10 protein-coding genes, 1 pseudogene and 1 riboswitch are annotated in these 11,375 nt (G+C 63.4%); of the genes and pseudogenes, 8 read left to right on the top strand and 3 right to left on the bottom strand.

The features are described 5' to 3' along the window. Both M0954_RS30030 and M0954_RS30025 read right to left on the bottom strand, forming a co-directional pair. Window positions 1-270: pseudogene (locus M0954_RS30030) on the bottom strand (hypothetical protein); the annotation flags it as partial. Window positions 271-428: 158 nt separating this feature from the next. Beyond that, window positions 429-887, bottom strand: a complete 459-nt coding sequence (locus M0954_RS30025) for a hypothetical protein (protein WP_183143151.1) — start codon at window positions 885-887, stop codon at window positions 429-431. Window positions 888-1,120: 233 nt separating this feature from the next. Between M0954_RS30025 and M0954_RS30020 the strand changes: the two genes are divergently transcribed. Together M0954_RS30020 and M0954_RS30015 are read left to right on the top strand one after the other, a co-directional pair. Next, window positions 1,121-1,702, top strand: a complete 582-nt coding sequence (locus tag M0954_RS30020; protein WP_122154389.1) for a DJ-1/PfpI family protein — start codon at window positions 1,121-1,123, stop codon at window positions 1,700-1,702. Between the two features lie 200 nt (window positions 1,703-1,902). Next, window positions 1,903-2,229, top strand: coding sequence for a hypothetical protein (locus M0954_RS30015; protein WP_297357138.1), 327 nt, complete (start codon window positions 1,903-1,905; stop codon window positions 2,227-2,229). Here the strand turns inward: M0954_RS30015 and M0954_RS30010 are convergent. After that, a complete protein-coding gene (locus tag M0954_RS30010) occupies window positions 2,216-3,862 on the bottom strand; it encodes an ATP-binding protein (RefSeq protein ID WP_297357136.1) in 1,647 nt (548 codons plus the stop codon). The two genes, M0954_RS30015 and M0954_RS30010, sit on opposite strands and share 14 nt — an antisense overlap. A gap of 223 nt (window positions 3,863-4,085) precedes the next feature. Beyond that, window positions 4,086-4,149, top strand: a riboswitch (Fluoride riboswitch). Between the two features lie 74 nt (window positions 4,150-4,223). Between M0954_RS30010 and crcB the strand changes: the two genes are divergently transcribed. The 6 genes from crcB to M0954_RS29980 all read left to right on the top strand — a co-directional run. Beyond that, window positions 4,224-4,604, top strand: a complete 381-nt coding sequence (gene crcB, locus M0954_RS30005; RefSeq protein ID WP_133891428.1) for a fluoride efflux transporter CrcB — start codon at window positions 4,224-4,226, stop codon at window positions 4,602-4,604. A 571-nt stretch (window positions 4,605-5,175) separates the two neighbouring features. After that, window positions 5,176-6,012, top strand: coding sequence for an IclR family transcriptional regulator (locus tag M0954_RS30000; RefSeq protein ID WP_122155656.1), 837 nt, complete (start codon window positions 5,176-5,178; stop codon window positions 6,010-6,012). 139 nt (window positions 6,013-6,151) lie between these two features. Beyond that, window positions 6,152-6,295 (top strand): hypothetical protein, encoded by a 144-nt coding sequence (locus M0954_RS29995; protein ID WP_166660699.1) that lies wholly within the window; start codon window positions 6,152-6,154, stop codon window positions 6,293-6,295. A gap of 109 nt (window positions 6,296-6,404) precedes the next feature. Continuing rightward, window positions 6,405-7,793, top strand: a complete 1,389-nt coding sequence (locus M0954_RS29990) for an MdtA/MuxA family multidrug efflux RND transporter periplasmic adaptor subunit (protein ID WP_297357134.1) — start codon at window positions 6,405-6,407, stop codon at window positions 7,791-7,793. A gap of 17 nt (window positions 7,794-7,810) precedes the next feature. Continuing rightward, window positions 7,811-10,930 carry an MdtB/MuxB family multidrug efflux RND transporter permease subunit gene (locus M0954_RS29985; RefSeq protein ID WP_297357132.1) on the top strand — a complete coding sequence of 1,040 codons (3,120 nt, stop codon included), beginning with the start codon at window positions 7,811-7,813 and terminating at the stop codon, window positions 10,928-10,930. A 4-nt stretch (window positions 10,931-10,934) separates the two neighbouring features. Continuing rightward, window positions 10,935-11,375: efflux RND transporter permease subunit (locus tag M0954_RS29980; protein WP_297357130.1), on the top strand; the 441-nt coding region annotated here is incomplete at its 3' end.

Here is an 11,375-nt window from a genome sequence, read left to right as displayed (position 1 = left end):
GGCCTCGATCGCGTTCCGCGCGGCCTGGCCATAGTCAGCCACGGTTTGGCGGATTTCGCTGCGCGTCATTGGACGTGGCGCGACGGTGGGCTTGCGGCCGCCGGGCGTCACGCTTTCCTGGACCGGATCGACGTCGGCAGTCCGCGCAGCACCGCGAGGGAAAGGGTCGGAATCCAGACGGCGGAAAAAATAAGAGGCAGTGCGAAATGCCCGTTGCCCGCCGGTGAACGGCGCAGCCCCGGACTCACACCATCGTTGGCATGACTTCATGGCAATCCGTGACAAAACGGGAGACGCCAAGTGTAGCCCTAGTTGCCGCGGGAACGGATTTGCATGCGTAACGGAATGTTAGAACGCTTGCGCTGCGCTCAATACGCCACCGTCTCGATCTTGCGGATGATGCGCACCGGTCACCGTGACGCTCTGCGTCATTTGTCCATTTGCTTTTGCGCGTCGCTGCTGTCGGTATCGCTCGATGCAGCGGAGGCCGACGAAGCCGCCGTCGTTTGATCCGACCACTGTTGCAGCTTGCGCCCCGCGCTTTGCAGACCGGCGCCCGTCAACGATGCCGCCTGGTTGAGCTCGGCGCTGGCCGAACTGGCCGCGCCCTGCAGGTTCGCCTGCGCACCGGAGGCGAGCGTCGATGGATCGACGGTGATAGTCGGTGCCGAGGCCGACTCGATATTCTGCTTCGCCGTGTCGACCTGCTGACCAACGTAGCTCGCAGCCTGGTCAATCGCCTGGCCGGCTTGCTGCGTGGCGTCATCCATCTTGCCGGCAAGCTGCCCGGCCGAGGCGTTATTTTTCTGGCATGCAGCCAGCGCCCCCAGCAGGAGCAAGGCGGCGGCAGTGCGGCGCACAAGAGATCGGCGAGTGAAGAGTGTCATTGTGGGATTCGAGCCGCAGTAAGCGGCTTCTGCATACGGAAACGGGCCCATGATACGCCCTCGCGCCGACTGCCCTGCGCGGCGGGCACCTGAAAGCCGGTGCGCGCCTGGGGGCGTGCGCGGCAAATGTACGGGCGGGCGCTCGTGACACCACCCGTCGCTGTACTGTCAAACACGTTGGAGTAGACTCGCTGAACGTTCGATGTGTTCCGCACTTCAACTGGAGGCATACGATGGCAGCAAAGAAGATTCTGTTCCTGACAGGCGATTTCGCCGAGGATTACGAAACAATGGTGCCGTTTCAGGCATTGCAGGCCGTGGGCCACGTCGTCGACGCGGTATGCCCCGGCAAGTCGGCAGGCGATCGCATCAAAACGGCGATTCACGACTTCGAAGGCGACCAGACCTACACCGAAAAACCTGGGCATCAGTTCACGTTGAACGCGACCTTCGACGATGTCGATCCCGGCCAATACGATGCACTGGCGATCGCGGGTGGCCGTGCGCCGGAATATCTGCGCCTGAACCAGAAGGTGATCGACATCGTGCGTCAGTTCGCGGAACAGCGTAAGCCGATCGCCGCAATCTGCCACGCGGCCCAACTGCTGGCCGCCGCCGACGTCATCCGCGGCAAGCGGATTGCAGCCTACCCGGCCTGCGCGCCCGAAGTGAAGCTTGCGGGCGGCGACTACGCAGACATTCCGGTTGACGCGGCGATTACCGACGGCAACTTCGTCACCGCACCCGCATGGCCGGCGCATCCCGAATGGCTGCGACAATTCCTGGTGGTGCTCGGCACACGTATCGAGCTATAAGACTGCTTTAAACGTCGGGGCGACAATCGCGCCGCCTCGACGTACCCGTCGTCCTCCTCCGGCATCCCCGCCAAAGCATTCAGACACTTCCCTCAGCACCAGACTCTCACGTTGGATACGCCCGTGCGTTTGAGACTAGTCCGATAGTTCGCGACGAATGGCTTTCCTATAGTCGACGGTTGACTTCGGAGCCCCTTTCAATGGAACTGACAGACTGGATCGTCATTCTCGCTGTCGCCCTCTTTGCGATTGCCTTCTACTGCCGCCGTTCACCCGCGCGCTGGTCGCTCGAGAACCGGGCACGCCGCTTCACCGCGACACGCCTGCTCGTGCAAGCAGTGCTGTCATTGTGGGCTGCCATGTTGATTCTGGTACGTGGCCTGTTCGCACTGGACGGCCTGCTGGGTATACGTCCGGCACCCCAAACGGTTATCGCGGGCGCGCTCGTGCTGATCGCGTTTGGCTGTTACTGGTCGATTCGCGGCAGCAAGCTATTGAAGCCTCGGCGACTCTTCACAGCACACTGAATCCCGACGCGGCGGCCGTCAGCAACTCAGGCTCTTTGCGCGGCGCACGCAACTCCGCTTCCGGCAGCGAAAGATAGAAAGTCGTGCCGGCCCCTTCGGTCGACTCCGCCCACACACGGCCCCCATGCCGCTCGACCACCCGGCGCACCAGCGCCAGTCCAATCCCCTCGCCGGTCGCGACATTGCCATGCAAGCGCTGGAAAGCATTGAACAGGCGTGGTATCGCGACGGCCGGAATGCCGAGTCCGTTGTCTCTCACATAGAAAATGCGCAACGAATGCACGCCAGGCGGCGACGGCGTCGTACCGATTTCGACACGCCCTTCGCGCGCAGGATCGAGATAGTTGATCGCATTACCCACCAGATTCGCGAACACCTGCTCGAGCGCGGTTGGATCGCCCCACACCGACGGCAGATCATGAACCACCACGCGCGCGCGCTTTGACCGGATGGACACCTGCATCGCATCGATCACCCGTTGCAGGATATCGCGCACCCGCACCTGCTGACGGCGGTACTCGACCCGTCCGACGCGCGAGAGCCGCAACAGCGCGTCGATGATATGCGAGGCCCGCAGCACCGCGGTTTGCAGGTAATGCAAGGCCTCACCAATGTCTTCGTCCACCAGCCGTTCGATATGCTGCCGCCGCGCAGGCGTGAGCGACGACTGCCGCACCGCGGCGCGCAGATCGTCGCACGCATGAATCAGTTCTTTCGAGAAACCCTGCAGGTTGACGAGCGGCGCACGCAGATCGTGCGACACGCTGTAGATGAACATCTCGTTTTCCTGGGTCTGCTGACGCAGCGTCTCGTTGATGGCCGCCAGTTCATTGGCGCGGCGCGCGAGGTCGGACTGGAAGCGCGCCTGGATGCGCTCCGCCTCGAGCAGGCGGCGGCTGGTTTCGTGCAGCGTCTGATCGAGCCGGGCGACCTCGTCGGAGCCCGAGTCGACCGGCGCCAGCGGCTCATTGCTGGCGAGTCGGCCGGCGTTGTCGGACAGCAGTGCAAGGCGCCCGCGCACGCCGCGCGTAAATAGCCACACAGCCAGCGCGACAAACAGCAGCGAACCAAGCCCGGCAACCAGTACCAGCACCTGCTGCCGCTCACGCGCCGCTTCGGCCTCGGTGGAGCGCTGCACGTCGAGGAGCCGTTCTTCGTTCTGGAATGCGGCGACCTGGGCGCGGAAGCGGTCGAGCACGTCGATGCTCGCCAGCTCGCTGAAACGCTCGACGACATCATGGCGGCGCCCCGAGCGCAACAGGTCCTGCACCCGGTCCGACCACTGCCGGTAAGCCTGCACCGATTGGCGGATCTGCTCCGTGCGCTCGACCTGGGCCGGATTGTCGGCGACCAGATCGTTCAACTGGTCGATGCGCCTGTCGATATCCATCCACAGCGCCACCGGCGTCGTGACGTCGGCTTTGTTGCTGAGGACAGCCCCGCGCAAGCGCACCGACTCGAGCAGCACCGGCTCCAGAATCGCCGAGGTCTGGCGCAGGACGTCCTCGCTATGGGCCGCCCAGCGCTCTTCCTGCGTGGTGTCCACCTGTGCTTTCACCAGCGCCGAGAGCAGCGCAAGCTCGAACACGGCCGGAATCGCGATCAGCAACAGCCCTTTGGTTGTCAGTCTCATGCGTACGCGCAGAAGTTCGAGAGCCCGGCAGGCCGCGCTGGGGACGGTACATTATGTCGGCGTTTTGCGTAGTTGACAAAGGCCGTCAATACGGCGAGCCGCGAAGCAGCGTGGGAACGCCCACGCGTGGCGCGGAGCGTGACAAATCCATGCAACCGGCATAAGCGGCCAGGCTGAGCCTGGCGCCCCCACCTGTCCCCACATGAGCGCGGCGATGATAAAATCGCGCGCTGGAGATGGCATTCTCCCTTAACCGCCCGCGTGGGGCTGATGATGCCTGTTTGCCCGGATGCTTGCGGACGCAGCCGCGTCTGCGCTCATTCCGGTTTTGTCGACATTCCGACTTTGCCAGGCGTCTTCCATGTATTGGTCCATTTTGGCTGTGGGTATCGGCGGTGCATTGGGTTCGTTGTTCCGCTGGTTCCTCGGTATCCGTCTGAACGCGGTATTTCCCCTGCTCCCTCTCGGCACCCTTGCCTCTAATGTGATTGCCGGATACGTGATCGGCGTGGCCGTGGCCTTCTTCGGCCGTTGGCCGGGCCTGGCGCCCGAATGGCGCCTGTTCGTGATCACCGGATTGATGGGCGGCCTGTCAACCTTCTCCACCTTCTCTGCCGAGGTGGTGCAGCGCATGCAGGAAGGACGCTTCGGCTGGGCCGCCGGCGAAATTGCCATCCACGTAGCGGCTTCGCTACTAATGACGATTCTGGGTATCGCAACGGTATCGCTCGTGGCACGCTAGGCCGTAACGGGCCATCACAAACACGTCGAAATTCCATGCCGCAATCGCGCGGCACAATGCATGGCGCATAGCGCATGTTGCATGCTGCACAGCCGCGTCCCTAAGGGACGTCTAGCCGCGTCTATGCACACGCCAATCTTTACTGCGTGGACGAAAAAAAAGGCGCCACGTTGCCGTGGCGCCTTAAAAAGTTCTAGCCATTCCGAGGGCCGTGCTAGAACCTGAGAGAGGGGATTCGAAAGTGCCGCGGACTGACGTCACGCACGTGTTTTGTGCCGGAACGCCTTGCGGGCGCAGGCCTTGCTACAACGCCAGCGACGCCCAGCCGCGGTGCGCAAGTCAAGCGCACGCCTTCCTTTCGAAATGAGATTCCATTTTTTACGGTTATGCTGACTAAGTCAAGCAAAATCTTACTGACCTGCAATCTGTCAAGTGTGTCCTTCTATTACAATGAATTATCCCATGAAATGGGGTCAGCGTGCATCGTTATGGTGCAGGTTCGGTGCTGCCGCCCATGGTTCGGCAAGGCCGCACAAGTTCGCAAATTGAAATGATGTTTCATAAAAATGAGATGACGCACGAATCCAGGCCCCCGCGCGGTACCGAGACCGCTAAAGAGAAAGATGGCTCAGGAGACGAAGTTACCGCGCTTGCCCGCGGCCTCACCGTACTGCGTTGCATTGCGGCCGCCGACGCGCCGCTCAGCAACCGCGAACTGACTGAACTCACCGGTATTCCCAAGCCAACCGTTTCCCGCATCACCGCGACGCTTGTCAGCGCGGGTTTCCTGTTTCGCCTGCAGGACAGCGAACGCTTCGTCCTCACCTCTTCCGTGCTGGAGCTAAGCAACGGCTTTCTGCGCAACTTCGATATTCGCGCCCGCTCGCGGCCGTTCCTGATCGAGCTCGCCGAGCGCACGTCGTTGTCCGTCCATCTGGCGGTGCGCGACCGCCTCGACATGGTCGTCATCGACGCCATCAAGCCACGTTCCGCGGTGCTGGTGTCGCGGCTTGAGGTCGGTTCGCGGATGAACCTGAGCCGGACCGCCGTGGGCCGCGCGTATCTCGCCGTGCTGACGCAACCCGAGCGCGAAAAGTTGCTGCTCGGATTGCAGGCTGCCGAAGGCGACGACTGGGGGCATATTAGCAACCGACTCCAGCACGCGCTACAGGAAACGGCTGCACATGGTTTCGCAATTTCCACCGGCGAATGGCACGACGGATTGAACGCCATCGCAGCCGGCTTCATCGGCCCATCCGGCGAACGTTACGCGGTTAATTGCGGCGGCTCCGCTCACCAGTGTCCGCGTGACTGGCTGATGACACGCGCCGCACCGCTGTTACTCGAATGCATTGCCAGGATCGCCCTCGAGATCGGCGGCACGCCAGGACGACGCCTCGATACCTGAGGCGCTTTCAGGGCCTCCGCCTGACTCCCCGCCAGCGCGCTGCAGACCCGTATCACATGCAGAGACCCGCCGGGTGTAACGCACGTAACTAATCGAAAAATACACCACTAGACGGTAGCGAAGCCAGGGACGTAGGATCATGCTTTCGCGAAGCTTGCTGCGTGCGACCAGCGGCATCCAGACAACGAGCAGCGAGTTCGATACGGCAGGCGTCACCATCCGCTTGACGATCGCACATCGGTCACGTATCGATCTCGCAACGGTCCCAATCACGGTCACGTAACGGCTTTGCATTAAGATCCTTTTCCCGCGTCTCGCGTCGTGCCGCGCAGAACCTCTGCGTTGTATTTCGCACGCCTGCCTAACTCCACGCCAGCTACCTGATCGAATCGATGGACGAACAACAAAAGCATCCGGAAACTTCACGCACACCCGCCCCGGCTCAACAGCCGTCTGGCGCGACCGGCCAGTCGGGAAGCGGTGGCAAACGGCATCGGGGACGCACGATCGGCCTGATCGTCGCCGCGCTCGTCGTCGCGGGCATCGTGGTGTGGCGCTGGCATCCTTGGGGCGGCGCGCCCGCTGGCGGTGCGAGCACCCAGAGCGAAGGCGGCGGGCGTCACGGCCGTGGTGGTGCTGGCGCGTTCGCCAACCAGCCGCAACCAGTGCACGTGGCAACCGCGACGCAAGGCGACATGCCCGTGGTGCTGACCGCGCTCGGTACGGTCACGCCGCTCGCTACCGTGACCGTGCAGACCCAGTTGAGCGGCACACTGCAGACGGTGGCGTTCCAGGAAGGCCAGATGGTCAGGAAGGACGACCTGCTCGCGCAGATCGACCCGCGTCCCTATCAGATCTCGCTTGAAAACGCCCAGGGTGCGCTGGCGCGCGACCAGGCGCTGCTGCAAACCGCACGCCTCGACCTGAAACGCTATCAGACGCTGCTCGCGCAGGATTCGATCGCGAGCCAGCAGGTCGACACGCAAGCGTCGCTGGTCCAGCAATACATCGGCACCGTCAAGTCGGATCAGGCGAACATCGATACCTACAAGCTCGATCTGATCTACGCGCGCATCACGGCGCCCGTGGCCGGCCGCGTGGGTCTGCGCCAGGTCGACCCGGGCAACTACGTCACGCCCAACCTGACCAACGGCCTCGTCGTGATTACACAGCTGCAGCCGATCAGCGTGATCTTCACGGTCTCCGAAGACAGCCTGCCGCAGATCATGAAGCAGGTGCAGGCAGGTGCAAAACTGTCGGTGACGGCCTACGACCGCAGCAACACCACGTCGCTCGCAACCGGCGCGCTGGAAACGCTCGACAACCAGATCGACACCACCACCGGCACGCTCAAACTGCGCGCCATGTTCAACAACCCGGACAACCTGCTGTTCCCCAACCAGTTCGTCAACGCGCGCCTGCTGGTGGATACGATTCACGACGCCGTGATCGTGCCGACTTCGGCTGTGCTGAACGGTTCGATGGGCCAGTTCGTCTATGTCGTGCAGCCCGACAACACGGTGACGGTACGCCAGGTCAAAACCGGCCCGGTTGACGGCGAACGCACCAGCATCGCCTCCGGCCTGCAAGCCGGCGAGCGCGTCGTGATCGACGGCTCCGACCGCCTCAAGGAAGGCGCGAAGATCACCATTCCGGCCGACCACCCGCGTGGCGCCTCCGGTGGACGCGGCGCCTCGGGCGCACACGGCGCGTCGGCCCCATGGGGTGCTTCGGGCGCGCACCAGCATCATCACAGACACGCGGCGCAAGCTTCGGAATAAAGGCTGACTGAACCCGCATGAATCCATCCCGCGCCTTTATTCTGCGCCCGGTCGGCACCGCCCTTCTGATGGCGGCGATCATGCTGGTCGGGCTCGTCGCGCTGCACTTCCTGCCGCTCTCGGCGTTGCCGGAAGTCGACTACCCGACCATCCAGGTGCAGACCTTCTATCCGGGCGCGAGCCCGGACGTGATGACATCTTCGGTCACCGCGCCGCTCGAGCGGCAGTTCGGGCAGATGCCCTCGCTGAACCAGATGTCGTCGCAAAGCTCGGCGGGCTCGTCGATCATCACGCTGCAGTTCAGCCTCGACCTGCCGCTCGATATCGCCGAGCAGGAAGTCCAGGCCGCCATCAACGCCGCGGGCAACCTGCTGCCCTCCGACCTGCCCGCGCCGCCGATCTACGCCAAGGTCAACCCGGCCGACGCGCCGATCCTCACGCTCGCGCTCACTTCGCCGACCATGCCGTTGACGCAGGTGCAAGACCTGGCCGACACGCGTCTCGCGCAGAAGATCTCGCAGGTGGCGGGTGTGGGTCTCGTGAGCCTTTCAGGTGGCCAGCGCCCCGCTGTACGGATTCAGGCCAACCCGCGCGCGCTGGCTGCGTATGGCCTGAATCTGGACGACCTGCGCACCACCATTTCGAACCTGAACGTCAATACGCCGAAGGGCAACTTCGACGGTCCGACGCGCGCCTACACGATCAACGCCAACGACCAGTTGACCGACGCCGACGCCTACAAGAGCGCGGTGATCGCCTACAAGAACGGCCGGCCGGTGATGCTGACGGATGTCGCCAGCATCGTGCAGGGCGCGGAGAACACCAAGCTCGGTGCATGGGTCGACTCGACGCCGGCCATCATCCTGAATGTGCAGCGCCAGCCGGGCGCGAATGTGATCCAGGTGGTCGACAGCGTCAAGGCGCTGCTGCCGCAACTGCAGGAGTCCTTGCCGGCCGCGCTCAACGTGCGCATCGTCACTGACCGGACCACTACGATCCGCGCCTCGGTGCGTGACGTGCAGTTCGAACTGCTGATGTCGGTGGTGCTGGTGGTGCTGGTGATGTACCTGTTCCTCGCCAATGTCTACGCGACCATCATCCCGAGCCTGTCCGTCCCGCTCTCGCTGATCGGCACGCTGGCGGTGATGTATCTGTGCGGCTTCTCGCTCGACAACCTCTCGCTGATGGCGCTCACCATCGCGACCGGCTTCGTCGTCGACGATGCCATCGTGATGATCGAAAACATTGCGCGCTACGTCGAAGAGGGTGAGACGGCGCTCGAAGCGGCGCTCAAGGGCTCGAAGCAGATCGGCTTCACGATCATCTCCCTGACGGTGTCGCTGATCGCCGTGCTGATTCCGCTGCTGTTCATGGGCGACGTGGTGGGGCGTCTGTTCCACGAGTTCGCCATCACGCTGGCGGTGACCATCGTGATCTCGGCCGTGGTGTCGCTCACCCTCGTGCCGATGATGTGCGCAAAGCTGCTGCGCCACACGCCGCCGAAGGAAGCACACCGGTTCGAAACCAAAGCGCACGCATTTATCGATTACATCATCGCGCGCTATGCCGTCGCGCTGACGTGGGTGCTGAACCGTGAGGGCGCCACGCTGTTTGTCGCGGTACTCACGCTGGTGCTGACGGCCGTGCTGTACGTGTTCATCCCGAAGGGCTTCTTCCCCGTTCAGGACACTGGCGTAATCCAGGCAATCACCCAGGCGCCGCAGTCCGTCTCATACGAATCGATGGCGGAGCGCCAGCAGGAACTGGCCGCGCAGATCCTGAAGAATCCGGATGTGGAGAGCCTGACCTCGTTCATCGGCGTGGACGGCAACAACATCACGCTGAACAGCGGCCGCATGCTGATCAACCTGAAGCCGCGCGACGACCGCAGCCACACCGCGAGCGACGTGATCCGGCAACTGCAAAGGGACGTCGCGCACATTCCCGGCGCGGCGCTGTTCATGCAGCCGGTGCAGGACCTGACAATCGATGCGACCGTCAGCCCCACGCAGTATCAGTTCATGCTGACCGATCCGAACATCAGCGAGTTCACGACCTGGGTGCCCAAGCTGGTCGAGCGTCTGAAGCAGGCGCCCGAACTCGCGGATGTCGCCACCGACCTGCAGGCGAACGGCGAATCGGTCTTTGTGCAAATCGACCGCGCCACCGCCTCGCGCTACGGCATCACGCCCGCGACGGTCGACAACGCGCTGTACGACGCGTTCGGTCAGCGCATCGTCTCGACGATCTTCACGCAGTCGAACCAGTACCGCGTGATTCTCGAGGCGCAGCCGAAAGTGCAGCACTACGCCGATTCGCTGAACGCGATCTACCTGCCCTCCTCCACTTCGACGACCGGCCAGGTGCAGTTGTCTTCGATCGCGAAATTCATCGAGCAGCCGGCGCCGTTGCTCGTCACTCACCTGAGCCAGTTCCCGGCCACCACCGTGTCGTTCAACCTCGCGCCGGGTGCGTCGCTGGGCGCAGCAGTCAAGGCGATCAATCAGGCGGAGAAGGACGTCGGCCTGCCGGCCTCGTTCCAGACCCGCTTCCAGGGCGCGGCTCTGGCTTTTCAGGCGTCGCTCGCGAACGAGCTGTTCCTGATCCTCGCCGCGATCGTCACGATGTATATCGTGCTGGGCGTGCTGTACGAGAGCTTCATCCATCCGATCACGATCCTCTCGACGCTGCCCTCTGCCGGCGTCGGCGCGCTGCTTTCGCTGATGATCACGGGGCACGATCTCGACATCATCGGGATCATCGGCATTGTGTTGCTGATCGGGATCGTGAAGAAGAATGCCATCATGATGATCGACTTCGCATTGGACGCGGAACGCCACGACGGTTTGCCGCCGCGGGAAGCGATTTATCAGGCCTCGCTGCTGCGGTTCAGGCCGATCTTGATGACGACGATGGCCGCGCTTCTCGGCGCGTTGCCGCTGATGCTCGGCTGGGGCGCGGGTTCGGAACTCAGGCGGCCGTTGGGTATCGCGATTGTCGGCGGTCTGATCGTGTCGCAAGCACTCACGCTTTTCACCACGCCGGTGATTTATCTCGGCTTCGATTCGCTTGGCCGCCGCGTGCGGGCGCGTTTCAACCGGAACGCGCCGCCCCGCCCTGCGGCGGAAGTGGAGTAAGCGCATGAACCTGTCGCAACCGTTCATCGCGCGCCCGGTCGCCACTACGCTGCTTGCAATCGGCATCGCGCTGGCGGGCTTGTTCGCGTTCACGAAGCTGCCGGTCGCGCCGCTGCCGCAAGTCGATTTCCCGACCATCTCCGTGCAGGCGAGCTTGCCGGGCGCAAGCCCCGAAACGGTTGCGACCAGCGTGGCCAGTCCACTGGAACGTCACCTCGGTTCGATTGCGGACGTCACCGAGATGACGTCGCAAAGTTCGGTCGGCTCGGCGCGCATCACGCTGCAATTCGGCTTGAACCGCGACATCGACGGCGCCGCCCGCGACGTCCAGGCGGCGATCAACGCCTCCCGGGCGGACCTCCCGACGGCGCTGCGGAGCAACCCGACCTACCGCAAGCAGAACCCGGCCGACCAGCCGATCATGATCCTGACGCTGACGTCGAGG

The organism is Paraburkholderia sp. (genome assembly GCF_026225065.1).
Taxonomy (GTDB): Bacteria; Pseudomonadota; Gammaproteobacteria; order Burkholderiales; family Burkholderiaceae; genus Paraburkholderia.
This window is presented reverse-complemented; position numbering and strand designations above follow the sequence as displayed.